Origin of the sequence: Mesorhizobium ciceri biovar biserrulae (genome assembly GCF_001618845.1) — a bacterium.
GTDB lineage: Bacteria > Pseudomonadota > Alphaproteobacteria > Rhizobiales > Rhizobiaceae > Mesorhizobium > Mesorhizobium ciceri.
Genome location: NZ_CP015064.1, coordinates 5,982,562 through 6,007,152, shown reverse-complemented (window position 1 = coordinate 6,007,152; position 24,591 = coordinate 5,982,562). Strand labels below are relative to the sequence as shown.

Sequence of the window (24,591 nt, the reverse complement as noted above, 5' to 3'; positions counted from 1 at the left end):
GGCGATCCGGCCTACAAGGGGTTCGTGCTGCAGGACAGAAAACGCCTGCCGTCGCGCTTCTCCGCGCGCGTGTCCGGGGCGCTGACCAGCCGACTACCCTAGGCCGACCCATCGGGGTCGTTTCGCCGGGCCGGAGGTCCGGCACCTGCTCTTTCCCATTCTCATATCGACGGATTTACGCACATGAGCGCACCGCGCACCCTCTACGACAAGATTTTCGACGACCATGTCGTCGATCGCCAGGACGACGGCACCTGCCTGCTCTACATCGACCGCCACCTGGTCCATGAAGTGACCAGCCCGCAGGCCTTCGAAGGCCTGCGCATGACCGGCCGTAAAGTCCGGCATCCGGAAAAGACGCTGGCCGTGGTCGATCACAATGTCTCGACTTCGCCCGAGCGCAAGTTCGGCATCAAGAACGAGGAAAGCCGCATCCAGGTCGAGGCGCTGGCCAAGAACGCCAGGGATTTCGGCGTCGAATATTATTCCGAGAACGATATCCGCCAGGGCATCGTCCACATCATCGGTCCGGAGCAGGGCTTTACACTGCCCGGCATGACCATCGTCTGCGGCGACAGCCACACCTCGACGCACGGCGCTTTCGGCGCGCTGGCGCATGGCATCGGCACATCCGAGGTCGAGCATGTTCTGGCGACGCAGACGCTGATCCAGCGCAAGGCCAAGAACATGCTGGTGCGTGTCGACGGCCAATTGCCGGAAGGTGTCACCGCCAAGGACATCATCCTGGCCATCATCGGCGAGATCGGCACTGCCGGTGGCACCGGCTATGTCATCGAATATGCCGGCGAGGCGATCCGTGCGCTGTCGATGGAGGGCCGCATGACGATCTGCAACATGTCGATCGAAGGCGGCGCGCGCGCCGGCCTGATCGCCGCGGACGAGACGACCTTCGCCTATGTGAAGGACAAGCCGCGCGCGCCGAAGGGCGCGGCCTGGGATGCGGCACTCGAATACTGGAAGACGCTACAGTCCGACGAGGGCGCGCATTTCGACAAGGTGATCGTGCTCGACGCGGCCAAGCTGCCGCCGATCGTCTCCTGGGGCTCCTCGCCCGAGGACGTCGTGTCGGTGCAAGGCATCGTGCCGAACCCGGACGACATCACCGATGAGAACAAGCGCACCTCCAAGCAGCGCGCGCTCGACTATATGGGTCTGACGCCGGGCACCAGGATCACCGACATCACGCTCGACCGCGTCTTCATCGGTTCCTGCACCAATGGCCGCATCGAGGATCTGCGCGCCGTCGCCAAGGTGGTCGAAGGCAAGACGGTCAGCCCGCATGTCGATGCGATGATCGTGCCGGGCTCCGGCCTGGTCAAGGAACAGGCGGAAGCCGAAGGCCTCGACAAGATCTTTGTCGCCGCCGGTTTCGATTGGCGCGAGCCGGGCTGCTCGATGTGCCTGGCCATGAACGACGACCGGCTGAAGCCGCATGAACGCTGCGCCTCGACTTCGAACCGCAATTTCGAGGGCCGGCAAGGCTTCAAGGGCCGCACCCATCTGGTGTCGCCGGCGATGGCGGCCGCGGCGGCGATCGCCGGCCACTTCGTCGACATTCGCGAGTGGAAGTAGTCCAGACTTGAACGGACCCGAGCCGCACCCGGCTCGGGTCAACGCTTCCCGTCACGGCGGACGAGTTCGTGGAACTCCTCGCGGCGTCCGGGCTGTTCGGCCGCGACCACAAGCGCAAGCTGTTGTTCCTCGAAGAGCTTGAACCATTCGTCCCATTCGACGAGTTCATATCCTCCCGCATTGAGCGGCCGTTCAGGCTGGTCCTGATCCTGATAGGCGTGCTGGCCGAAGACCAGCCTCAACATGGGCTGCGTCCCCGCTTCGGGCGAGATGTCGACGATTGCGGGAAAGCCGGCGCGCCCGGCAGCCCACGAGCGGATCGCATCGTGGTCGGTCAGTGTGATTGTGTCGGCCATGGGTCGCTCCAGATTGTGAACGAAGGAACGCTGACCGGAGACGGCGGTTCCCTGACATTATTTTGAGATGGCGGTCCTGCTTGCGGCGAGGCTTAACCGCTTGTTTGGGCTTGCCCTCTAAGCTCTTCCCCGACGTAAGCGAGGGGAAGTCATAGTCGTTTGGACACGGGTCTGCTCATAGCGCTGCTCAACCCGACGATCGCGCTGGCGCTCGGCGCGGCGTTCCTCGTGCTATGGTCCTATCAGCGCCACCGCCCCTATCTGGCCGTGCTGGCGCTCAGCTACAGTCTCTCGGCGGTGGGCTTCCTGCTTCAGTATTTCACCTTGCCGATCGGCATGCCGCTGACCAAGCTGGTGTCGAACATCTGCTTCAGCATCGCCGGCTGCTGCCTGGCCGGCGCCATCGTCCACCGCCATGGCCGCAAGGTGCCCTATGTGGGGATCGGCGCGCTGGCCTGTGGGGGACTGGCGTCGTTCTGCTGGTTCCTGTTCGTCGCGCCGGATCTCACCTGGCGCATCCTGGCGATGAATTTCGCTTTCGGCGGTATCAGCCTTCTGGTTGCCGCCGAACTGCGCCCGGTGCGCAACAGCGGCCCGACCGAGAAAATCCTGTTCGTGCTGTCGCTGCTGTCGGGCGTCAACTTCTTCGTGCGCACCCTTGTCGTCGTCATCGCGCACGGGCCCTTTACGAGCTATGACGGGTTCTATGGCTCGTCCTACTGGACGACGGCGCTGCTGTCGCACGCGCTGCTGTCGCTGCTTATCGCGCTGTGCCTGTTTTCCGCCGCGGCACTCGACGTGTTGAAGGCGTTGAAGACCGAGACCTTTACCGACCCCCTGTCGGGCCTGCTCAACCGGCGTGGCTTCGAGGAGCGCGGCATGCTGCTCTTGCGGCACTGCGCCTCGGCGCGGTTCCCGGTCGCGCTGGTGCTGGCCGACCTCGATCATTTCAAGGCGCTCAACGATGTGCATGGGCATGGGGCGGGCGATCGCGTGATTGCCGATTTCGCCGCCAAGCTTCGGTCGGCGGCCGGCGCGCGCGGTGTTGCCGGGCGTATCGGCGGCGAGGAATTCGCGGTGCTGCTGCCACTCAGCGATCTTGCCGCGGCACGGCTGTTCGCCGAAGCGGTGCGCACGGTCTATTCGGCCGGCCATGTCGACGGGCTTCCCCAGGGAACGAAGGTGACGGCAAGCTTCGGCGTGGCGGCCCGCAGCGGTGACGAGGCGCTGGAGCCGCTGATGCGCCGTGCCGACGATGCGCTCTACAAGGCCAAGAAGAACGGCCGCGACAGTGTACGCCTGTCCTATGAGCGACCGGAAACGGCGTTCCTGCCGGAGCCGCTCAAGACCGGCTGAATCCTGCCCGGCCAGGACGTTAACGTCTTCTTCGCCCGTCGATGATTAGCTGTCGGCGCGGGTGCGGGAGAACATGAGCGGCGCCAACTTCATCCTGTTGATCAATCTGTCGGTTGCCGGCCTGCTGGCGGCCTGCTTCATGGCGGTCGCCTTCCACGATGTCGGCCGGGCGCCGGCGCGCTGGCTGGCATTTGGCTATCTGCTGGGCATGGCCTATTCGGCCATCGAATTCTCCATTCCCGCTTTTGCCGACGCGCGGCTCCCGGTCGTTGCCGCCTTCGCGGTCTTCCTTGCCGCCACCATTGCGTTCAATGGCGGGCTTGCCCGCAAATACGGCGTGGCGCCGCCCTGGAAGGCGATGCTGTTTTTCCTGTTGGCCACCACCATAGCTGTGTATTTCGTACAGGACCTGCCCCGCCAGTCGCTGATCCGCATCATGGCCTACCAGCTTCCCTATGCGGTCATGCAGTTCATCGGGCTGGCCATCGTCTGGTCATCGAGGCAAAAGCTTGACCGTCTCGATCGCATATTGATGGCCGTGCTGGCGGCGAGCGGCCTGCAGTTTGCCTCCAAGCCATTCATCGCCCATGCGCTCGGCGGCTGGGGCGCCAATCCGCAAGCCTATCTGCAAAGCAACTACGCGCTGGTGTCGCAATCGCTCGGCACTGTCTTTGCGCTGGCGCTGGCGCTGCTGATGCTGGCCATCCTGGTTCGCGACGTGCTTGCCGAAGTGACGTCGAAGTCGGAGACGGACACGCTTTCGCGCCTGCTCAATCGCGGCGGCTTCACCCGCCATGCCGAACTGGCGGTGCTTGGCGCCCTGCGGCAAGGCGTGCCGGTCGCGCTGGTCATAGCCGATCTCGATCATTTCAAGAGCGTCAACGACAGCTTCGGCCATGCGTCCGGCGACCGGGTGATCGAGACTTTTGCAGGCTTCCTGCGTGAAGCCGCCGCCGCGCATCACGTTGCCGGCCGCATTGGCGGCGAGGAGTTCGCCATCATCCTGCCGGGAACCAACCTTGCCGCGGCGCGGCTGTTCGCCGAGGGGACGCGCAGCGCCTTCGGCGCGCTGCCCATAGGCGGACTGCCGGCTGACAACCGCTGCACCGCGAGCTTCGGCGTCGCCGAACTCCATGCGAGCGAAGACTTTGCCGATCTGATGCGGCGGGCCGACCAGGCGCTCTATCAGGCGAAGAATGCCGGGCGCGATTGCGTGCGCGTCTCCGTCGGGCCTGCCGGCAACTGGTCGTCAGCCGGAACGGAAGCTAGCGGCAGGGGCTGAGTTCGGGCATCTCGCCGTCGGAGAGGCCGTACATATAGGAGCGGCCCTTCACCAGAACCGGCGGCCGGTAGCAATCGCTATAACCGCCGATTTCGTCGGCTTCGTTCTCGTAGATCACCTTGGGCTGGCCGGCGCTGGTGTAGTCGGAGAGCTGCTTGGCCAGCCTGCCTTGGCCGACGATGATGCGCTTGTAGCCGGCGGCGCTGTCGACGACGAGGTTGCCGAAGGAATCGGCGTAGACGCGATCCTGATGCCGTGCGCCGGCAAGCGCTGGCGCTGCAAGGCCGACGACCGAGGCTGCCACGATGAGCGCCGCAAGGCGCGATTTGCCCGAATTCGAACGCATGGCGTCCTCCGTGTCTTGAGGGAAAGCCTCCTCGAATCAGAAATTAACGGTTTCTTAACCTTTGTTAAGAGGCCGGCGCGTTTGGCGGCGATGTCTCGGTAAACATGGTTAATATCCGTTAATATCCGACTGGATGGAAAACCCGGTGGCCATCATTCGGCCATGCTTGGCCGCACCATCGCAGCGGCGTCCGCCTTGGCGTCGGGACGATCGTGATCTGGACAAAGCATCGTGGCCGCTTGCCGCGCGGGAGGACAGCATATGGCGCTACGCCGGCCGATTTGGGTGTCCGTTTTCCCGTTGCTCGGTGTCGTCGCTGCCTGTGTGCCGCAAGACAGCGCGCCGAAGGCAGCCAATACCGTCGTCGTCTCACCTGCGCCGGCCCAGCAGTCCGTCGCAGCCGCGGTGCCTCCGGCAGCTGCAACCAAGATCATCACCGACCTCACCGCGCCGCGACCAGGCATAGGCACGGCCACCTATAGATGCGGCAACAACGGTATGATTTCCATCCAAAATCTAGGCACGTCGTTGCGTGTGGTCGGGTCCGACGGCGCGACCGAGGAGTTTGCGGCGTCGCCTGCCAACCAGAGCAGCCGCTACCAGGCGGCTACCCATGACGCAATCGTGATCGACGGGCGCGAGGCGCTGGTGATGAAGAAGGGATCGACGCCGCAGACCTGCAAACGCTGACGCCAGTCTCACCACCGCTGGGCCCTGGGGCCAGATATGTTGCACTGCAGCGATATCGAGCCGGCTTCAGGCCTTCCCGGCCTAATCGATTGAAGCCAAAGCCCGCCTTTTAGTCAGACTAAATTACGTTTTCGAAACGGTTTTCTGGCTTTGACGCGGTGCAAAAAGAGCATTAGAAACCGGCTGTCCGAAGTCGCAACCGGAAGCGGCAATGCCGCATTTCCACCTGAGGCTCCAGAGAGACGCCGAACTGGGGGAGCCATGAGCAAATCACCAGCCACCCGCGAATTTGCCAGACGTGAACGGCCGATTTCGCCGCACCTCACCGTGTACCGGCCGCCGATCACCATGACGATGTCGATCATTCACCGCATCACCGGCGGCGCGCTGTATTTCGGCACGCTGCTGGTCGCCCTGTGGCTGATGGCGGCGGCAAGCTCGCAGGCGACCTTCGATTGGGCCAATTGGGCCTTCGGCACCTGGCTCGGCCGGATCATCCTGTTCGGCTACACCTGGGCGCTGATGCATCATATGCTGGGCGGCGTACGGCACCTCATCTGGGACACGGGCGCGGGCCTGGAAAAGCATACCGCCTCGAAGATCGCCTGGGTGACGCTGGCCGGCTCGATCCTGCTCACGCTGCTGATCTGGATCGCCGGCACCATGGCACGGGGAGCTTGATCATGAGCGGCAAAAACACCGACATGCGCACGCCGCTGGCGAGGGTCCGCGGCCTCGGCTCCGCCCGCGAGGGCACCGGGCATTTCTGGCGCCAGCGCCTGACCGCGATCGCCAACATCCCGCTGATCCTGTTCTTCGTCGGTTTCCTGATCGCGCTCAACGGCGCCGACCACGAGCATGTGCGGGCAGCCCTTGCCAACCCGTTCGTGGCGCTGGTGATGGCCCTGGTGCTCATCTCCGGTCTCACCCATATGCGGATCGGCATGCAGGTGATCATTGAGGATTACGTGCATGGCGAAGGCATGAAGCTGGCGCTGATCGCGCTCAATACATTTTTCACCATAGCGGTCGGCGTCGCCTCGATCTTCGCCCTGCTCAAGCTGGCATTCGGAGGCTGAGTTGGCCAAGGACGCGAAACAAGCCAACACGGCAGGCTATACCCTTGTCGACCACAAGTTCGACGTGGTGGTCGTTGGCGCCGGCGGCGCCGGCCTGCGCGCCACGCTCGGCATGGCCGAACAGGGGCTGCGCACCGCCTGCATCAGCAAGGTGTTCCCGACCCGCTCGCACACGGTGGCGGCGCAAGGCGGCATTGCCGCCTCGCTGTCCAACATGGGTCCCGATTCCTGGCAATGGCACATGTACGACACCGTCAAGGGCTCGGACTGGCTGGGCGATGTCGACGCCATGGAATATCTGGTGCGCGAGGCGCCGGCCGCGGTCTACGAGCTCGAACATTACGGCGTGCCGTTTTCGCGCACCGAAGAGGGCAAGATCTACCAGCGGCCGTTCGGCGGCCACATGATGAACTATGGCGAAGGTCCCCCCGTGCAGCGCACCTGTGCCGCCGCCGACCGCACCGGGCATGCCATCCTGCATACGCTTTACGGCCAGTCGCTGAAGAACAATGCGCAGTTCTTCATCGAGTATTTCGCGCTCGACCTGATCATGGAGCCGGACGGCACCTGCACCGGTGTCGTCGCCTGGAACCTGGATGACGGCACCATCCACCGCTTCTCGGCCAAGATGGTGGTGCTGGCGACCGGCGGCTATGGCCGCGCCTATTTCTCGGCCACCTCGGCGCACACCTGCACCGGCGACGGCGGCGGCATGGCCGCGCGTGCCGGCTTTCCGCTGCAGGACATGGAGTTCGTGCAATTCCACCCGACCGGCATCTATGGCGCCGGCTGCCTGATCACCGAGGGTGCGCGCGGCGAGGGCGGCTATCTCGTCAATTCCGAGGGCGAGCGCTTCATGGAGCGCTACGCGCCGTCAGCCAAGGACCTTGCCTCGCGCGACGTCGTCTCGCGCTGCATGACGCTGGAGATCCGCGAAGGCCGCGGCGTCGGCAAGAACAAGGACCACATCTTCCTGCATCTCGACCATCTCGATCCCGCCGTCCTGCATGAGCGGCTGCCGGGCATTTCGGAATCGGCCAAGATCTTTGCCGGTGTCGACCTGACCAAGGAGCCGATCCCGGTGCTGCCCACGGTCCACTACAATATGGGCGGCGTGCCGACCAATTACTGGGGCGAGGTGCTCAATCCGACGGCGCTCAATCCAGACCAGGTGTCGCCCGGATTGATGGCTGTCGGCGAAGCCGGCTGCGCCTCCGTGCACGGCGCCAACAGGCTCGGTTCGAATTCGTTGATCGATCTTGTGGTGTTCGGCCGCGCGGCGGCGATCCGCGCCGGCCAGGTCATCGACCGCAAGTCGGCGATCCCTTCGCCCAACGAAGCCTCGGTCGAAAAGATCATGGACCGCTTCGACCGGCTGCGTTACGCCAACGGCTCGACACCGACGGCGGTGCTGCGTGAAAAGATGCAGAAGGCGATGCAGGAAGACGCGGCCGTATTCCGCACGCAGGAGTCGCTCGAAAATGGCTGTAAGCGCATTTCGCAGATCTGGGGCGAGTTGAAGGACATCAAAGTGTCCGACCGCTCGATGATCTGGAACTCCGATCTGGTCGAAACGCTGGAGCTGGAAAACCTGATGGCCAATGCCATCACCACGGTCTACAGCGCCGAGGCGCGCAAGGAGAGCCGTGGCGCGCACGCACGCGAGGACTTTTCGGCGCGCGACGACGCGGTCTGGCGCAAGCATACGCTGGCCAGGCTGAGCGAAGACGGCGAGGTGGCACTCTCCTACCGGCCGGTGCACACCGAGCCGCAGCTGGCTGAAAAGGACGGCGGCATCAGCCTCGCCAAGATCGCGCCCAAGGCCAGAGTGTATTGAGGATCGAACATGGTTGAACTCACGCTCCCCAAGAATTCGCAGATCAAGCCGGGCAAGACCTGGCCGAAGCCGGAGGGCGCCACCAATCTGCGGGAATACCGCATCTATCGCTGGTCGCCGGACGACGACGAGAACCCGCGCATCGATACCTATTTCGTCGACATGGACGACTGCGGGCCGATGGTGCTCGACGCGCTGCTGTGGATCAAGAACAAGATCGACCCGACGCTGACCTTGCGGCGTTCCTGCCGCGAAGGCATTTGCGGCTCCTGCGCCATGAACATCGACGGTTCCAACACGCTCGCCTGCACCAAGGGCTGCGACGACATTTCGGGCGCGGTAAAAGTCTACCCGCTGCCGCATATGCAGGTGGTCAAGGATCTGGTGCCCGACCTCACCAATTTCTACGCCCAGCACGCGTCGATCCAGCCTTGGCTGAAGACGGTGTCGCCGGAGCCGGCCAAGGAGTGGCTGCAGAGCCATGAGGACCGCGAGAAGCTCGACGGGCTCTATGAATGCATATTGTGCGCCTGCTGCTCGACCTCGTGCCCGAGCTATTGGTGGAACGGCGACCGCTATCTCGGCCCGGCAACGCTTCTGCAGGCCTATCGCTGGCTGATCGATAGCCGCGACGAGGCCACCGGCGAGCGGCTCGACAATCTCGAAGACCCGTTCCGGCTCTATCGCTGCCACACCATCATGAACTGCGCGCAGACCTGCCCCAAAGGCCTCAACCCGGCCAAGGCGATCGCGGAGATCAAGAAGATGATGGTGGAGAGAAGGGTTTAGGCGGTTGGTTGGTTGCCGGCGAGAGTAATCCAATGAGCGATGACCTTCCCATCCTTTCCCCTGTGGAAGCTCGCATTCTCGGCTGCCTGATCGAGAAGAAGGAGCTGACGCCGGATGTCTATCCGCTGACGCTCAACGCGGCACTGGCCGCCGCCAACCAGAAGACGGCGCGCGAGCCGGTGATGGCGCTGGAGCAGAGCGAGGTGCACCGGGGGCTGAAGCTGCTCGAACAAAAGGGGCTGGTGCGGCAGATGTTCGGTTCGCGTGTCGAGCGCTACGAGCACCAGATGGCGCAGCGCTTCTCGCTGACCACACCGCAGACCGCCTTGATCGGCTTGCTGTTGCTGCGCGGGCCGCAGACGGCCCATGAATTGTCGGCGCGCACCGAGCGCATGGCACGGTTTTCGTCGATCGAAGATTTGCGCGCCGAGCTCGACATGCTGATCGGCCGCCGACCGCCACTCATCCAGGAAATCCCACGCGGACCGGGCCAGCGCGAGGAGCGTTACGTCCATCTGCTGAGCGGGATTCCGCAGATCGCCCCCATCGCCATGCAGGCTGCGTCGGCTGCTTCATCTGCCTCCGGCCTCGAGGAGCGCGTCAGCGCCCTCGAGGAGGAGATTGCAATGTTACGCGCCCGCATCGACGCGCTGACCGGCGAGCGCTAGGTTCACCTCCTCGAGTAAACGCCGCTCGCTTCGCCGTCGGGGTCGATCAGCCGCAACTGGTTGCCGTCCAGTTGCCAACGCAAGGAGACCGGCTTCAGGTCACCGGGCTTGAATTTCCAGAGGCCCGTAAGGTCGGGCCGGCAACCATTGACGGATTTGTAGGTTCCTGCCGTCGGCGTGAAAACCAGGGTCGAACCGCGCACGGAGGCCTTGCCGGTTTTCAGGGTCAGCGACCGGACCTGACCGCAGCCGTCGACCAGAGACGATTGGAACAGCGCGTAATAGGTGCGCCCGTCAGCCCCGAAGGTAAAGGTGACGCTGCCGCCGCTGCCTGGATCGCAGTTGCTGAATGTGTCGCAATAATTGCCGCTGGCAACTGCAAAACCCCACTTGCCGACGAGCGCTCCCGGCATCGCACCGAGGCGCGAGCGTGTCGTCGGTCCCTTGCCCTGGCCGTAAGCGCCGCCGGCGCTGAAGGCCAGCCAGCCGGCAAGCCCGACAAGTGCCGCCCGGCAGGCGTGGTGTGACGAGGCCCTCAACATCCTTTGCTCGCAACAAGCTGCCGGAGATAGACAAGCCGCGTGCCGATGACATTGTTGACGATCGCCGTCTTGCCGGCCGGCGCCATGCCGCCGTATTTCTTGACCGACGGCCCATGATTCTTCGCCTCTTCGTAACCTGCCATCAATTGCCGCAGATCCGCACAGGACATCGAGGCGTACTTCGCCTGCTCCTGCGGGCTGATGACGCTCGATTGCGCCATGCCGGCGGAGTTGGCCGCCGCCATGCCGGCCATGCCGACGACCGCAGAAACCGGGTTGATGCCGACGCAGCCCGATAGGCCGAGGCACAGGACCGGTGCCGCCAGGACTGTATGCCGGACGCTCATGGCCGACGCTCCCCACACGGCCGCTTCGGATCGCGATGGTCGGCGACGGTTCCGCCGAGAGCGATGGACAACAGATAGACGCGTGGATTGAAGCCTGCCGAGGCGAGCCCCGACAGTGTCCTGAACAATTGCAAATGATACATCGAACCCCCTTGTGGCTGTTTGCGATGCGCTTCCTGATCGGAAACGCGCTGCAAACTAGGTCCGGCAAAAGCGGGCAGCTTGGACGCAGCGGCCCTAAAAACGGCCCAAACGGCCCTGTATTGACGTTTTCGGAGGCGCGGCGCATATCACGCCGCTTCTGATTGACCTGAGGCATGGGGGATGCCGGTGACGGCGACGATGGGGCCAACCGCCTCGTTCCGACTGATGACGGACGCGCTTCCGGAGCGGGATCGCGTCGAGGTCATGCGCGAGGTCTATGGCCGCACGGTGCTCAAGGTCGATCTCGATCCACTCGGCCCGACGCATGTCGATATGCAGGTGCGCGCGTTGCCTGGCCTCGGCATCGCCACGGGCACGTGTTCGGAATTCCGCGTCCATCATTCGACGTCGCTGATCGACAGCGACGATCTCGTCCTCCTGGTCGCCCTCGATGGCGCAAGCGTGATGAAGCATCGCGGCCGCGAGGAGCCGGTCGGCAACGGCCAGGCGCTGATGATGAGCGGCGAGGAGGTCGGCCTCAATGTCATCCAGCCAGGCGGTCTTCGCTTCGTCAATATGAGCTTCTCGCTCAAGGCACTGTCACCGCTGATCGGCGACCCGGCGCCGGCGCTGATGCAGCCGCTGCCAACCTCCGGCGGGGCGATGCGGCTGCTGCTCGACTATGTCAGGTCGATCCAGGATGCCGGCGACGTGCTGACCCCGGAGGCCTGGCATCTGGCGACGACGCATATTTTCGATCTCGTCGCTCTGGCCATGGGTGCCACCCGAGACGCGGCAGAAATCGCCCGGGGCCGAGGCGTGCGCGTGGCGCGGCTGCGTGCCATCAAGGCCGAAATAACAGCCCATGGCGGCGACCTGTCGGCCGAAGACATCGCCCGCCGTCACCGCCTTTCGGCCCGCTACATCAGAAAACTGTTCGAGAGCGAAGGCACGTCGCTGTCGGATTTCATGCTGTGCCAGCGCCTGTTGCGCGCGCATCGGATGCTCAGCAATCCTCGTCATGCCGGACGCAGCATCACGGCGATCGCCTTCGAGGCAGGCTTCAACGACCTCTCCTATTTCAACCGGGCGTTCCGGCGGCGCTACGGCGCGACGCCATCGGATGTGCGGGCGGCCGCGTTGAAGGGCTGACCGCAAACGAAAACGCCGGCCCAAGGGCCAGCGGTTTCTGGATGAATTTGCCGTTCGGGCCTTCAGCCGAGCTTGGCGTCGAGCGATACGTTTATGGCGCCGAGCGCCTTCGAGACCGGACAGCCGGCCTTGGCCTTTTCGGCCAATTCCTTGAACTTCGCCGCGTCGATGCCCGGGACCTTGCCGACCACTGTGAGGGCGCTGCCGGTGATCCCGGTGCCGGGAACCAGCGTCACCACGGCCTTGGCGTCGAGTTCGGTGGCGGGGGTGCCGTTCTCGGCCAGGAAATGCGAAAACTGCATGGCAAAGCAGCCGGCGTGCGCCGCCGCGATCAGCTCTTCAGGGTTGGTGCCGGATTTGCCGCTCTCGTCCTCGAAGCGCGCTTTGAACGAATAGGGCGTGCCCTTCAGGGTTCCGCTCTGGGTGTCGAGCGTGCCCGTGCCCTCTTTCAGATTGCCTTTCCAGACGGCGTTTGCGGTGCGGTCCATGAATTCCTCCTTATTACAGCGGTGGCGCCGGCCAGGCGGCGTTCCTCCCAACTATAGCGCGGGCGCGAGGGAAGGCCACCGCGCTGTTTGCGCGCGCATGCAGCACCGGCGAGCCCCACCGAATCTTTTTTGAAAAAAATGTGCGTGCAAAATGTCGACTTGCATCGGCCCCGAGCGTCCTGCGGGCGGCCACAGATTCTCGTGGCGGATGGAGGTTCGCATGAACAATCTGTTTTCTGCCCATTGGACAAGCACCTGCCGAACGGCCGATCCAGGGAAAAGCGACCCGCTGCATGTGCCGCCCTCCGGCTTCGGCCGGCTGCTTGCGGCAGTTGCAATCATCGGCATTGCGGTCAGCCTTCTCGACCATGTCGCTGCCGGCAAGAACTCAACCGATACCGTGATCGCCTATGGTTCGTCACAGCAAGGGAGCTGGAAATGAAATATGTCTGTCTGGTCTATGGCGAGGAAAACGACCTCCATGCCATGACGCCGGAGCGTCTGGCCAAGCTCGATGCCGATTCGATGGCTCATGACCGGTCATTGGATCATCGTGGGGTGCTGATCGTCGCGCAGGCGCTGCAATCGGTGAAGACGTCGAAGACGGTGCGGCGACGCCAGGGCAAGCGGCTGATCACCGACGGCCCGTTCGCCGAAACCAAGGAGCAGTTGCTTGGCTTCGTCATGATCGAGGCCGACAATCTCGACCAGGCGCTGGAGATCGCCGGCGAGATCCCGCTGGCCGAAATCGGCACCATCGAGGTGCGGGCGATCTACAATGTGCCGGGGTCATAGCCCCGCCATGTGCTACAGCCACGCGGAAACCAAGGCGTTCGATTGAACGATCGTCCCGGTTCATTTGGTGCGCAACTTTTGCGTGTTGAAGCAAGGCGAGAGTTCTCCTATCGTCGCCGGGGTTCTTGGGGATTTCGACATGCCTTTCCTGATTGCTATCCTTGGCGTGATGGGCGCGGCGGCGTTCTGGTGGTACCGGATGAAGGCGATGAACGACGCGGCTCGCGAGGTTGCGGACGTTGTCGGGCGCGTGCAGGGCAACATCCGTCGCAAGAAGCTGCGCAAGCAGGCGGCTCTGTCGCCTCTGACGGCGATCGATGATCCGGTCGTAGCGGCGGCTACGCTGATCACATCAATCGTTTCCGAGGATGGGCCCATCCTGCCGCAGCGCGAGGCTGTCATCCGCGCGGTGATTTCCGAGATCGCCGACAAGAAGAAGACCGACGAGGCGGTGATCTACGCCAAATGGGCGGCGGCGCAGGTCGACGACACCACCGTCGTCATCGACAAGCTGGCGCCGTTCCTGCGCGAACGCCTCGATGTCGCCGAGCGGAACGATCTGCTGCAGATGGTCAACCGCGCCGCCCAGGGCGGCGAGAAACGCCTCGAAATATCCGACCAGAGGATATTGCGGCTGCGGCAGAAGCTGGGTTTCGAGGTCAACTGAGCGATAGCGCTCAGATCGCCTCGCCCTTCAACAATCGCGGCGTGCTGGCGGACAACCCCGACGCCTGCCGGATAAAAAAATCCTTCAGGCGCGGCATGCGTTCGACAAGGCCGAGGCCGATGTCGCGGACGGTTCGCAGCGGGCCGATATCGTTGGAAAACAGCCGATTCAGCGCGTCCGTGGTGATGCCCATCTGCACCGTGTCGAAGCGGCGCCACTGCTGGTAGCGTTCGAGGACGTCGAGCGCGCCGATGTCCTGGCCGAGCCGGTCGGCCTCGACGATCACCTCGGCAAGGGCCGCGACATCCTTGAAGCCGAGATTGAGGCCCTGGCCGGCGATCGGGTGGATGCCGTGGGCGGCATCGCCGGCGAGTGCGATGCGGGGCGCGACGAAGGCACGCGCAATGGTCAAGCCGAGCGGCCAGGCGCGCGGCGCATCAGTAACGCGGATCTCGCCAAGCTTCAGGCCAAAACGCTGCTCGAGTTCGTGTTCGAACAGGAGATCGTCACCGGCCACCAGCTTCTCGGCATCGGGCGTACGCTCGACCCAGACGATCGACGAGCGGTTGGTGCCGTCCTCACCGGGTTTGAGCGGCAATGTGGCGAAAGGCCCGGCCGGCAGGAAATGCTCTTCGGCGCGACCATTGTGCGGGCGTTCATGCGCTACCGTGCAGACGATGCCGGACTGGCCATATTCCCACTTCACCGTCTTGATGCCGGCCATGTCGCGCAGCTTCGAGTTGACGCCGTCGGCGGCGACCAGCAGCCGCGCCTTCAGCGCTGCGCCGTCGGCGAGATGCACGGTGATGCCACTGCCGTTGGTCTCGAAGCCCTGCACCGCGACGCCTTCGATGATATCGATGCCGAGCCTTTCGGCGCTGGCCCGCAAGGCGCCGTTCAGCACCTTGTTGGCGACCATATGCGCAAAGGGCTCGCCCGGCGCCACTTCGCCGCCGAAGGTCAGGAAGACCGGACGCACCGGATCGGCGGTGCGCGAATCGGTGATGATCATCTCAGTGATCGCCTGCGCCTGGGGTGCGATCTCGGCCCACACGCCGAGCTGGTCGAGCATGCGGCAGGCGGCAGCGGCAATGGCCGAGGCGCGGCCATCCCTTTGCCAGGCGCCAGCAGGTGCCGCATCGACGAGAGCGATGGCGAGGCCCGGTCGCGCCTGTTTCAGCGATACGGCGGCGGCCAGGCCGACATAGCCGGCGCCGGCGACCAGGACATCGAGCCCGGATCTGTTTTTCGTGTCCGCCTTGCGTTCCATCATCTTCGCTCCTGCGCCGGCCGGGTCTTGCGCCCTTGACTGCCTGTCCGTCCTGTCGGAAACCGCCATAACACTTCTGCGGCGAGGGCGCGAAATATGACGGCAGCCATGGACGAGCTTCTCGGCATTCTCGACCTCGAGAAGCTGGAACACAATCTGTATCGTGGTCGCAGCCCGCTGCTCGACTGGCAGCGCGTGTTCGGCGGCCAGACCATCGCCCAGGCGCTGGTGGCGGCGCAGCGGACAGTGGATCCCGATCGGTACGTGCATTCGCTGCACGGCTATTTCATGCGGCCCGGCGACACCAAGGTGCCGATCGTCTACGAGGTCGACCGCATTCGCGACGGCGGCTCCTTCACCACGCGGCGCGTGGTGGCGGTCCAGCACGGCCAGGCGATCTTTTCGCTCGAAGCCTCGTTCCAGCAGGATGAGGTCGGCCTGGAGCACCAGGTGCCGATGCCGCAGGACGTTCCGGGGCCGGACACATTGCTGTCGCAACGCGAATTGCTGGGCAAATTCGGCGAGGCGGTGCCCGATGGGATCAAACGCTACTGGGAGCGCGACCGGCCGATCGAGATGAAGCCGGTGATGCTGAAGCATTACACCAGCCGCGAAAAGCTGGAGCCAAAGCAGAACATCTGGATCCGCACCACCGGTCCGGTGCCGGCGGACCGCGCCATCCAGGCAGCGGTGCTCGCCTATCTCTCCGACATGACGCTGCTCGACACATCGACCTTCGCGCATGGCCGCGCCATTTTCGATCGCGATATCCAGGCGGCGAGCCTCGACCACGCCATGTGGTTCCACCGCAGCCATGCGCTCGACGACTGGATGCTCTACACGCAGGACAGCCCGTCGACGCAGGGCTCGCGCGGCTTTACACGCGGCTCGCTGTTTGCCCGCGACGGTACGCTGATTGCCTCGGTTGCGCAGGAAGGGCTGATCCGGCTCAAGCGATCGCCTGCAGAGTAGGCATTTTTCGAAATTTGCCCAATTTTTAAGCAGGCGTATCGCCGCAGCTGTGGGCAGGTTGCGTCGGCGCACTCCCTAATCTCTTTGTTTACAGTGGGTTAACACCCTGCTTCCGCACTTGGCACGGAGCTTGAATCCTTGTGGGCACTCTCCGGCTCTTTGGGATCGGTGAAGGTGTACAAACGCGGGGGACCGCAACAGCAAAGGGTGAAACCTTATGAAAATCGTGATGGCAATCATCAAGCCGTTCAAGCTCGACGAGGTACGCGAAGCGCTCACCGCCGTCGGCATCCAGGGCCTGACCGTCACCGAAGTCAAAGGCTACGGGCGTCAGAAAGGGCATACGGAGATCTATCGCGGGGCGGAATACGCGGTCAGCTTCCTGCCGAAGATCAAGATCGAAGTCGCGGTCAGTGCCGACATGGTCGACAAGGCCGTCGAAGCCATCACCGCAGCCGCCAAGACCGGCCAGATCGGCGACGGCAAGATCTTCGTTTTCGGCATCGATCAGGCGGTGCGCATCCGCACCGGCGAAACAGACACCGACGCGCTCTGAGCGGCGATCACGTATTCCAATGGAGAGTTCAATGAATATTCCTTCCACCTTGAAGACGACGGGACGAGCTGCCCTTTTGGGTTCGCTTACTCTCGCAGCATTGGGCACGGTTGCCGCCTTCGCACAGGAAGCGGCACCGGCCGCAGCCGCGGCCGCGCCGGCTGCTGCCCCGACCCCGGTGCTCGACACCGGCAACACCGCCTGGATGCTGACCTCGACGGCGCTGGTGCTGATGATGACCATTCCGGGCCTGGCGCTGTTCTACGGCGGCATGGTGCGCAAGAAGAACGTGCTCGCCACCGTCATGCAGAGCTTCGCCATCACCTGCCTGGTGACGGTGCTGTGGTTCATGTTCGGCTATTCGCTGGCCTTCTCGGACGGCGGCGGCGTGAACAGCTATATCGGCGGCACCTCGAAGTTCTTCCATCACGGCATCACCACGGCCTCGCTGTGGCTGCCGGGCGTCGCCAACATTCCTGAATTCGTGTTCTCGATGTTCCAGATGACATTCGCCATCATCACGCCGGCGCTCATTGCCGGCGCCTTCGCCGAACGCATGAAGTTCTCGGCGCTGCTGATCTTCATGGCGTTGTGGCTGCTGGTCGTCTACGTGCCGATCGCGCATTGGGTCTGGGGTGGCGGCTTCCTCGGATCGGCGGGCGTGCTCGACTTTGCCGGCGGTACGGTCGTTCACATCAATGCCGGTGTCGCCGGTCTGGTCTGTGCGCTGGTTCTCGGCAAGCGCGAAGGCTATGGCACCACCAACATGGCGCCGCATAACCTGGTCTATTCGGTGATCGGCGCTTCGCTGCTGTGGGTTGGCTGGTTCGGCTTCAACGCCGGTTCGGAACTGGCAGCCGACGGTCTTGCCGGCGCTGCCATGCTCAACACCCAGGTTGCCACCGCGGCGGCGGCACTGGCCTGGATGTTCGCCGAATGGATCGTCGCCAAGAAGCCTTCCGTGCTCGGCATCATCTCGGGTGCGGTTGCCGGCCTCGTCGCGGTGACGCCGGCTTCCGGCTTCGTCAACCCGACCGGTGCCTTCATCGTCGGCATCGTCGCAGGCGTCGTCTGCTACCTCTCGGCGGTCAAGGTCAAGCACATGTTCGGCTATGACGACTCGCTCGACGCCTTCGGCGTGCATGGCGTCGGCGGTGTGGTCGGCGCTCTGCTCACCGGCGTGCTCGCCGACCCGGCGATCAACAGCCTCGGCGCAGGTGCTTCGCTCGGCAAGCAGATCTACGGCGTTGCCGTCACCATCGTGTGGACCGGCATTGCCACCTTCGTGCTCCTCTACATCGTCAAGGCGCTTGTCGGCCTGCGCCCGACGACCCAGGAAGAGGTCGAAGGCCTCGACATCTCCCAGCATGGCGAAGTGGTGCCGTAAGGCCAGCTTAGCCAAGGGGCCGGCGGAACCCTCCTCCCGCCGGCCCCATATCTCCACGCAATTCCGAATGGAAAGCGCTGCACAGTTCTCCTGGAATTGCTTTGAAAGATCCCGTCGTGACGCTCCCGAAAGGAGTTCACGCATTGAGGCCCGGATCGCATCCGGGCCTCTTTTTTTGGCAAGCCATTCCGGCAATGCCCGGCTTCACGCAATCACGTTCGCGTGATCATGTTTTTTGAGGAAACAACGACCGCTCTGGTTCCGAACCGTGGGGACGATCGTCGTTCTGACGCTCGTGCCAAACAACAGGGAAGGAAACCATCTCATGAACCTCAAGAACATCTGTCTCGGAGCGCTTGCTCTTTCCATGATCGGCGGCGTGGCGTTTGCCGGTGCTCTGGACGAGCCCGACAACATGGCGCCGTTCTTCACGGATTCCGGCATGAAAACCATGAAGCCGATGGCGGACTTCAAGACAGCTTTCATGGCCATGCCGATGGAAAAGCAGGAAGCGATGAAGAAGGAATGCCAGGATGCGGCGATGAGCAAGCCGCATGCGGAATTCTGCGCCAATGTGCAGGCGCTCGGCGGCGCCAACTGATTTGCCGCGATCGGGCCGAGGCCCGATCTCTGTTCAGACGACCAATGGCGGGCCGGCAGCCCGCCATTGTTTCGTTCGATGGAGCTCCATCGGTCCGTCGTCAATCATTGCCTCATACGGCTCAACCGGCGGTAATGAGGTTTGAGCGTCTCAACCTCTTATAGTTAATGCGCCCTTAACCTTCCCACCGATAGTCTGAGACCCGAATCTGCCGGAGTGCGCCACGCACCCGGCGAGTCCACGACAGACGGGGAAGAGCATGCGTTCAGGGGCTTCAGCACCGCTCGCGCTGGCCGATACGGGGCACGGCATCCAGGCGTTCGCGCGGCGTCAGGTCGGGCGGCTGGTTGGCGTCGGCCTGTTCGCGCTGGCCGCCTTTGGCGTTGCCAGCCTTGCCACCTGGAATGTCGCCGATCCGAGTTTTTCCCACGCGACGAACAACACCGTCACCAACGCCATGGGCTATGCGGGTGCCGTGTTCTCCGACCTCGCCATGCAGTTCTTCGGCCTCGCCGCCGTCGCCGCCCTGGTTCCGACGGTCATCTGGGGCTTCCTGCTGTTTTCCGCGCGCGGCGTCGACAGGCTGCCCAAGCGCGGGTTGTCCTGGTTCGGCTTCGCGCTGCTGGCCGCTGCGATGGTCGGCTGCGTGGTGCCGCCCAAGACCTGGCCGCTGCCCACCGGCCTCGGCGGCGTGTTCGGCGACATGGTGCTGAAGATCCCCGGTGTCGTCATCGGCGGCTATCCGACCGGGCTGATCGCCAGCATCATCGCCATCCTGCTTTCGGCGCCCGCACTGTGGCTCTTCGCCCATGGCTCGGCGCTGATCGGACGCAAGAACGGCTTTGCCGTGATGGAGGACGAGCCCGCCGTCGATCCGCGCGAGGACGACCTTTTGTTCGACAATGACGAGGACGAAGGCGACGAGGGCATCCTGGCGCTCGGCGCCATCACCCATTGGTGGCTGTCGCTGCGCGCGTGGATGCACCGCCGCGCCGTGCGCCGCAGGCAGGAGCGGGACGAGTACGAGCCGGAGATGGAGCAGCGCTCCACCGCCTGGCGCCGCGCGGCCGAACGGGTCGAATCGGCCGAGTTCGCCGAGCAGCGGATGAGCCAGGATGGCCGCGCCCGCGTCGAGCCGGAATTCTTCGCCGCCATGGTCAATGACCGCAGCGCCTCGCTCGACCCCGACGATGCCGATATCTTCGACGACCGCTTCGACAATGCGGGCGAGGATGCCGATTTCGACGATGAGCCTGTCGTGCAACGCCGAGGCGCGCCGACCGCCAAGGTACAGCCGTTCCGTTCCGATGCCGCCACGCGCGTCGAGGCACCGGCGGCGCGCCCCGTGCCCGGCGCCCGTGTGCAGCGCGAGGCGCAGACATCGCTGATCGGCTCTGAAAAATTCGAAATGCCGTCGCTGCACTTCCTCTCCGAGCCGAAGAACGTGGTGCGCGACGCCAGCCTGTCCAAGGACGCGCTGGAACAGAATGCGCGCCTGCTCGAAGGCGTGCTGGAGGATTTCGGCGTCAAGGGCGAGATCATCGCCGTCCGTCCGGGTCCGGTCGTCACGCTCTATGAGCTCGAACCGGCGCCCGGCATCAAATCGTCGCGCGTCATCGGCCTGTCCGACGACATCGCCCGCTCGATGAGCGCCATCGCCTGCCGCGTCGCGGTGGTGCCCGGCCGCAACGCCATCGGCATCGAACTGCCGAACGCCAAGCGCGAAACCGTCTATCTCAGGGAGATCCTGGCCAGCCGCGACTTCGAGACGACGAAGGCCAAGCTGGCACTGGCGCTGGGCAAGACCATCAATGGCGAGGCGGTCATCGTCGACATCGCCAAGATGCCGCACGTGCTGGTCGCCGGCACCACCGGCTCGGGCAAGTCGGTCGCCATCAACACCATGATCCTGTCGCTGCTCTACCGGCTGACGCCGCAGGACTGCCGGCTGATCATGATCGATCCGAAGATGCTGGAACTCTCGGTCTATGACGGCATCCCGCATCTGCTGACGCCCGTCGTCACCGATCCGAAGAAGGCGGTGGTGGCGCTGAAATGGACCGTGCGCGAGATGGAGGACCGCTACCGCAAGATGTCCAAAGTCGGCGTGCGCAACATCGACGGCTTCAACGCCCGCGTCAGCCAGGCGGACAAAAAGGGTGAGAAGATCTCGCGCACCGTTCAGACCGGCTTCGACCGCCAGACCGGCGAGGCGATCTACGAGACCGAGAACCTCGATCTCGAGCCGATGCCTTATATCGTCGTCATCATCGACGAGATGGCCGACCTGATGATGGTCGCCGGCAAGGACATCGAAGGTGCCGTGCAGCGCCTGGCGCAGATGGCGCGCGCCGCCGGCATCCATGTCATCATGGCAACGCAGCGGCCGTCGGTCGACGTCATCACCGGCACCATCAAGGCCAATTTCCCGACCCGCATCTCCTTCCAGGTGACGTCGAAGATCGACAGCCGCACCATTCTGGGCGAGCAGGGCGCCGAGCAGCTGCTCGGCATGGGCGACATGCTCTACATGGCCGGCGGCGGCCGTATCCAGCGCGTGCACGGCCCGTTCGTCGCCGATGAAGAGGTCGAGAAGATCGTCGCGCATCTGAAGCTGCAGGGCGTGCCGGAGTATCTCGACGCCATCACCGAGGATGATGGCGAGGATGACGACGAGCCGTCAGGCAAGGGTGGAGCGAGCGGCGGTGGCGGCAACAGCAATTTCGACGATTCCGACGATCCTTACGATCAGGCGGTCTCCGTGGTGCTGCGCGATGGCAAGGCCTCGACCAGCTATATCCAGCGCCGGCTGGGCATCGGCTATAACCGCGCTGCCTCGATCATCGAGAAGATGGAGAAGGAAGGTATCGTCGGCCCGGCCAACCATGCCGGCAAGCGCGAGATCCTGGTGCCGACCGAAGAGGACAAGTTCTGACCAGAAAGCCTGACCCTTGCGACATCCCGGTCCGGCAACCTTGAACCTTTCAAGGCGTTGAAGCGACGGAGGGACGCCCGACCCGCCAAATTTCAGCCCAACTGGGGGTCCAAGCACAGAACAACTCAGGAATCAGACGAGAGTGACCGACATGAAAAACGATCTTTCAGCGCTCAGCACATTTGCTCCATCCCGGCGTCAGTTGCTGGGCCTCGGCCTGGCGTTTGCGGGGGCGGCAGCCTTCAACGCGGTGCCCGGCTTCCAGGTGCTGGCTTCGGCGCAGGCGGCTGTGCCGGCCGCTGCGCAGAAGATCGCCGATCATTTTTCGTCGGTCAAATCGATGAGCGGCGAATTCGTGCAGTTCGGCCCCAAGGGCGAGCAGACCGGCGGCAAGTTCTTCCTCGAACGGCCAGGCAAGATCCGCTTCAACTACGACGGCTCTTCGAACTTCCGGGTGATTTCAGACGGCCAGTCGGTGGTCATCCTGAACAAGAGGCTCAACACGTCCGATCTCTATCCGCTGTCGAAGACACCCTTGAAGCTGCTGCTCGACAACAGGATCGACCTCTCCGGCGACCGCGTCAAAAGCGTCAAGCAGGAGGACGACCTCACAACCATCCAGCTCGCCGACAAATCGGTGTTCGGCAATTCGAAGATCACCATGATGTTCGATCCGAAAACCTTCGACTTGCGGCAGTGGACGATCACCGACGCGCAGGGCAAGGATACGACGGTGATGATCTTCAACACCAAGGAAGGCGTCAGCTTCGCGCCGGATACTTTCGCCATCGACTACACGGCGAACCGCGAGCTCAACACCAACAAGGCGCGCTAGCTTCAAACGCTCCAATAGCTGTGGAAAGCACAGGGCCGCGCCTCGTCGGGCGTTGCCCGGCTTGTCTTTGCGGCCTGCGGCTGGCAATTTCCCGGACCGACTCCGTCAAAAGGCGTCTTCCCCGCCGGGACCCATCGGTTCTGGCCGGTTGCACGCTGTCCTGGATTGCCAAATGCCCTTCTCCATCGCCACCTGGAACATCAACTCCGTTCGCCTTCGCATGCCGATCGTCGAGCGCCTGCTCGTCGAGCATGCGCCCGACGTGCTGTGCCTGCAGGAAACCAAGGTTCCCGACGAACTGTTCCCCGAGAAGGCTTTCCGCAAGCTCGGCTACGAGCACATCGCCTTCCATGGCCAGAAGGGCTACCACGGCGTAGCAACCGTGGCGCGGCGGCCGATCGAATTGGTCGAAAAGCGACGCTTTTGCGAAATCGAGGACAGCCGGCACCTCTCGGTGACGGTGCGGGCCGGCGGCAAGGCGATCCTGCTGCATAATTTCTACGTCCCGGCGGGCGGCGACGAACCGGATCCCGTCATCAACAGGAAGTTCAAGCACAAGCTCGATTTCGTTGCCGAGATGAATGCCATCCGGGCAGAACATGACGAGGTGTCCGGCTCGGTGCTGGTCGGCGACCTCAACATCGCCCCGCTCGAACATGACGTCTGGTCGCACAAGCAATTGCTCAACGTGGTCAGCCACACGCCGGTCGAGACGGAAAATTTCGAGGCGATGCGTCGCGCCGGCAACTGGGTCGACCTGATGCGACTCAACGTGCCGGATGAGCAGAAGCTCTACACCTGGTGGAGCTATCGCGCGCAGGATTGGGAGCTGTCCAATCGCGGCCGCCGCCTCGACCACGTCTGGTCGTCGCCGAACCTTGTGCCCAGCTTTTCCGGCTACGAGATCCTGCGTCTGGCGCGCGGCTGGGAGCGCCCGTCGGACCATGTGCCTGTCATCGCGCGGTTCGATCTGGACTAGTCTGGTCGAAAATGCCCGCGTGCGGCAGTCAGTCTGTAGAGTTGGGACCGGCTGGATCCACCCACGGGCGGCCCAATCGTGTCACCATCGCCGCGTACCCAACGGCACCTGCCGCCCAAAGGAAGATGCCAAGCTCTTTGACGACGTCCTCGGCGATGGCGGCCGCAGAACCGGGGGTAGGAAACAGCTCTCCGAGCTGGTCGATCGATGCTGACATCGCCAGCAGGAAGCCTGCGGCCACAAAGATGATCGTGCCGTCGAATGTTTTTCGTCGCAGCCGGAAGAACCAGAACAACCCGGCGGCGGCGTAGGCAATCATCGGAACGATCTCTGGTATCCCAACAATGGGCAGCACGTCCTCATGGATCAACAACAGGTCATCGAGGCCCAAGAGGAGGGTAAGGCCGCCGAGAAACGTGCAATCCCATCGGCGCGTGAGCAGGCCAGCAAACAGGGTTGCGGCGCCGGAGCCGATCCATAGCGAAGCACCCAGGGACGAAATCCACCCCGTATAGAAACCGACTCCGGCGGCTGCGGATGGATCTCGATAAAAGATCCACGCGTCCAGACCACGAATTTGCGCGACGAACAGCGCGGCCAAGAGCATCGCAACGTTGATCGCCGCCGCCGCCACCACGACCAAGCGCCAGGCTATTGTCCATTCGCCGCCATGCTTTGTGTTCGGCGCGCTGTTCTCTGGCATTAGCTATTCTCATTGAGGACTGAGAGGAACTCCATTGGAATCAAAGATCAAGAAGTGCTGACCTATGCCTAATCCAGTACGATGGCTGCCAGTTCTGCCGCGCCGAGAACTCCGCCTGCATTGTGCCGGTGGTCAGCATCGAACGGTTGCAGCGCTTCGCTCCACCGAACCCATTGTACCATGGCGCCGATGTTCAGGGGAGGCCGGCCTGCAAATGCCCGA

General features: G+C 63.7%; 27 protein-coding genes. 20 read left to right on the top strand and 7 right to left on the bottom strand.

Annotated features, from left to right (window positions below):
• Positions 1 to 183 precede the first annotated feature (183 nt).
• A complete protein-coding gene (leuC, locus tag A4R29_RS28395; RefSeq protein WP_027163297.1) occupies positions 184 to 1,593 on the top strand; it encodes a 3-isopropylmalate dehydratase large subunit in 1,410 nt (469 codons plus the stop codon).
• A 38-nt stretch (positions 1,594 to 1,631) separates the two neighbouring features.
• Here the strand turns inward: leuC and A4R29_RS28390 are convergent, their stop codons facing one another.
• The gene (locus A4R29_RS28390; protein WP_013528869.1) at positions 1,632 to 1,949 is read right to left on the bottom strand and encodes a hypothetical protein; all 318 of its coding nucleotides are present in this window, start codon (positions 1,947 to 1,949) and stop codon (positions 1,632 to 1,634) included.
• Between the two features lie 159 nt (positions 1,950 to 2,108).
• On the opposite strand from A4R29_RS28390, the gene A4R29_RS28385 reads away from it, so the two are divergent.
• Both A4R29_RS28385 and A4R29_RS28380 read left to right on the top strand, forming a co-directional pair.
• Positions 2,109 to 3,305, top strand: a complete 1,197-nt coding sequence (locus tag A4R29_RS28385) for a GGDEF domain-containing protein (RefSeq protein ID WP_063173355.1) — start codon at positions 2,109 to 2,111, stop codon at positions 3,303 to 3,305.
• A 73-nt stretch (positions 3,306 to 3,378) separates the two neighbouring features.
• A complete protein-coding gene (locus A4R29_RS28380; protein ID WP_063173354.1) occupies positions 3,379 to 4,587 on the top strand; it encodes a GGDEF domain-containing protein in 1,209 nt (402 codons plus the stop codon).
• Here the strand turns inward: A4R29_RS28380 and A4R29_RS28375 are convergent.
• Entirely contained in the window at positions 4,571 to 4,933 is a 363-nt protein-coding gene (locus tag A4R29_RS28375; RefSeq protein ID WP_063173353.1) for a hypothetical protein, read from the bottom strand. The two genes, A4R29_RS28380 and A4R29_RS28375, sit on opposite strands and share 17 nt — an antisense overlap.
• Positions 4,934 to 5,194: 261 nt before the next feature.
• Here A4R29_RS28375 and A4R29_RS28370 point away from each other — a divergent pair, with 261 nt between their 5' ends.
• From A4R29_RS28370 to A4R29_RS28345, 6 genes are all read left to right on the top strand, one after another.
• Positions 5,195 to 5,623 (top strand): hypothetical protein, encoded by a 429-nt coding sequence (locus A4R29_RS28370; RefSeq protein ID WP_063173352.1) that lies wholly within the window; start codon positions 5,195 to 5,197, stop codon positions 5,621 to 5,623.
• Positions 5,624 to 5,884: 261 nt separating this feature from the next.
• Positions 5,885 to 6,304 carry a succinate dehydrogenase, cytochrome b556 subunit gene (sdhC, locus tag A4R29_RS28365; RefSeq protein WP_063173351.1) on the top strand — a complete coding sequence of 140 codons (420 nt, stop codon included), beginning with the start codon at positions 5,885 to 5,887 and terminating at the stop codon, positions 6,302 to 6,304.
• 2 nt (positions 6,305 to 6,306) lie between these two features.
• Positions 6,307 to 6,702: a succinate dehydrogenase, hydrophobic membrane anchor protein gene (gene sdhD / locus A4R29_RS28360; RefSeq protein WP_013528875.1), complete on the top strand. Its 396-nt coding sequence runs from the start codon at positions 6,307 to 6,309 to the stop codon at positions 6,700 to 6,702.
• A 1-nt stretch (position 6,703) separates the two neighbouring features.
• Positions 6,704 to 8,539: a succinate dehydrogenase flavoprotein subunit gene (sdhA, locus tag A4R29_RS28355; RefSeq protein WP_063169528.1), complete on the top strand. Its 1,836-nt coding sequence runs from the start codon at positions 6,704 to 6,706 to the stop codon at positions 8,537 to 8,539.
• Between the two features lie 9 nt (positions 8,540 to 8,548).
• Complete coding sequence (locus A4R29_RS28350; RefSeq protein WP_013528877.1) at positions 8,549 to 9,328, top strand: succinate dehydrogenase iron-sulfur subunit; 780 nt, start codon at positions 8,549 to 8,551, stop codon at positions 9,326 to 9,328.
• A 32-nt stretch (positions 9,329 to 9,360) separates the two neighbouring features.
• A complete protein-coding gene (locus A4R29_RS28345; RefSeq protein ID WP_027163303.1) occupies positions 9,361 to 9,996 on the top strand; it encodes a YceH family protein in 636 nt (211 codons plus the stop codon).
• Positions 9,997 to 9,998: 2 nt separating this feature from the next.
• Here A4R29_RS28345 and A4R29_RS28340 read toward each other — a convergent pair whose 3' ends face one another.
• Together A4R29_RS28340 and A4R29_RS28335 are read right to left on the bottom strand one after the other, a co-directional pair.
• Entirely contained in the window at positions 9,999 to 10,538 is a 540-nt protein-coding gene (locus tag A4R29_RS28340) for an META domain-containing protein (protein ID WP_027163304.1), read from the bottom strand.
• Positions 10,532 to 10,885 (bottom strand): hypothetical protein, encoded by a 354-nt coding sequence (locus tag A4R29_RS28335; RefSeq protein WP_013528880.1) that lies wholly within the window; start codon positions 10,883 to 10,885, stop codon positions 10,532 to 10,534. The genes A4R29_RS28340 and A4R29_RS28335 overlap by 7 nt, the downstream gene beginning before the upstream one ends.
• A 324-nt stretch (positions 10,886 to 11,209) precedes the next feature.
• Here A4R29_RS28335 and A4R29_RS28330 point away from each other — a divergent pair, with 324 nt between their 5' ends.
• Positions 11,210 to 12,181, top strand: coding sequence for a helix-turn-helix transcriptional regulator (locus A4R29_RS28330; protein ID WP_013528882.1), 972 nt, complete (start codon positions 11,210 to 11,212; stop codon positions 12,179 to 12,181).
• A gap of 62 nt (positions 12,182 to 12,243) precedes the next feature.
• On the opposite strand, the gene A4R29_RS28325 is transcribed toward A4R29_RS28330, so the two are convergent.
• Positions 12,244 to 12,669: an OsmC family protein gene (locus tag A4R29_RS28325; RefSeq protein ID WP_013528883.1), complete on the bottom strand. Its 426-nt coding sequence runs from the start codon at positions 12,667 to 12,669 to the stop codon at positions 12,244 to 12,246.
• A gap of 220 nt (positions 12,670 to 12,889) precedes the next feature.
• On the opposite strand from A4R29_RS28325, the gene A4R29_RS28320 reads away from it, so the two are divergent.
• The 3 genes from A4R29_RS28320 (at position 12,890) to A4R29_RS28310 (ending at position 14,131) form a co-directional block, all read left to right on the top strand.
• Positions 12,890 to 13,111 carry a hypothetical protein gene (locus A4R29_RS28320; protein WP_024504996.1) on the top strand — a complete coding sequence of 74 codons (222 nt, stop codon included), beginning with the start codon at positions 12,890 to 12,892 and terminating at the stop codon, positions 13,109 to 13,111.
• Complete coding sequence (locus A4R29_RS28315; RefSeq protein ID WP_063173350.1) at positions 13,108 to 13,464, top strand: YciI family protein; 357 nt, start codon at positions 13,108 to 13,110, stop codon at positions 13,462 to 13,464. The genes A4R29_RS28320 and A4R29_RS28315 overlap by 4 nt, the downstream gene beginning before the upstream one ends.
• A 139-nt stretch (positions 13,465 to 13,603) precedes the next feature.
• Positions 13,604 to 14,131: a hypothetical protein gene (locus tag A4R29_RS28310; protein ID WP_024504998.1), complete on the top strand. Its 528-nt coding sequence runs from the start codon at positions 13,604 to 13,606 to the stop codon at positions 14,129 to 14,131.
• A 10-nt stretch (positions 14,132 to 14,141) separates the two neighbouring features.
• On the opposite strand, the gene A4R29_RS28305 is transcribed toward A4R29_RS28310, so the two are convergent.
• Complete coding sequence (locus A4R29_RS28305) at positions 14,142 to 15,401, bottom strand: ubiquinone biosynthesis hydroxylase (RefSeq protein WP_027163307.1); 1,260 nt, start codon at positions 15,399 to 15,401, stop codon at positions 14,142 to 14,144.
• A gap of 96 nt (positions 15,402 to 15,497) precedes the next feature.
• Here A4R29_RS28305 and tesB point away from each other — a divergent pair, with 96 nt between their 5' ends.
• From tesB to A4R29_RS28270, 7 genes are all read left to right on the top strand, one after another.
• Positions 15,498 to 16,373, top strand: a complete 876-nt coding sequence (gene tesB / locus A4R29_RS28300; protein ID WP_013528888.1) for an acyl-CoA thioesterase II — start codon at positions 15,498 to 15,500, stop codon at positions 16,371 to 16,373.
• Positions 16,374 to 16,590: 217 nt separating this feature from the next.
• On the top strand, positions 16,591 to 16,929 hold the full coding sequence (locus A4R29_RS28295) for a P-II family nitrogen regulator (protein ID WP_013528889.1): 339 nt from the start codon (positions 16,591 to 16,593) through the stop codon (positions 16,927 to 16,929).
• Between the two features lie 31 nt (positions 16,930 to 16,960).
• A complete protein-coding gene (locus tag A4R29_RS28290) occupies positions 16,961 to 18,316 on the top strand; it encodes an ammonium transporter (RefSeq protein ID WP_027163308.1) in 1,356 nt (451 codons plus the stop codon).
• A 325-nt stretch (positions 18,317 to 18,641) separates the two neighbouring features.
• Positions 18,642 to 18,917: a hypothetical protein gene (locus A4R29_RS28285; protein WP_013528891.1), complete on the top strand. Its 276-nt coding sequence runs from the start codon at positions 18,642 to 18,644 to the stop codon at positions 18,915 to 18,917.
• 259 nt (positions 18,918 to 19,176) lie between these two features.
• Positions 19,177 to 21,852, top strand: coding sequence for a DNA translocase FtsK (locus A4R29_RS28280; RefSeq protein WP_063173349.1), 2,676 nt, complete (start codon positions 19,177 to 19,179; stop codon positions 21,850 to 21,852).
• Positions 21,853 to 22,003: 151 nt separating this feature from the next.
• A complete protein-coding gene (locus tag A4R29_RS28275; RefSeq protein ID WP_024505000.1) occupies positions 22,004 to 22,687 on the top strand; it encodes an outer-membrane lipoprotein carrier protein LolA in 684 nt (227 codons plus the stop codon).
• Positions 22,688 to 22,859: 172 nt separating this feature from the next.
• Positions 22,860 to 23,666 (top strand): exodeoxyribonuclease III, encoded by an 807-nt coding sequence (locus A4R29_RS28270; protein WP_013528894.1) that lies wholly within the window; start codon positions 22,860 to 22,862, stop codon positions 23,664 to 23,666.
• A 28-nt stretch (positions 23,667 to 23,694) separates the two neighbouring features.
• Here A4R29_RS28270 and A4R29_RS28265 read toward each other — a convergent pair whose 3' ends face one another.
• Positions 23,695 to 24,369 (bottom strand): hypothetical protein, encoded by a 675-nt coding sequence (locus A4R29_RS28265; protein ID WP_050596349.1) that lies wholly within the window; start codon positions 24,367 to 24,369, stop codon positions 23,695 to 23,697.
• Between the last annotated feature and the right edge of the window lie 222 nt (positions 24,370 to 24,591).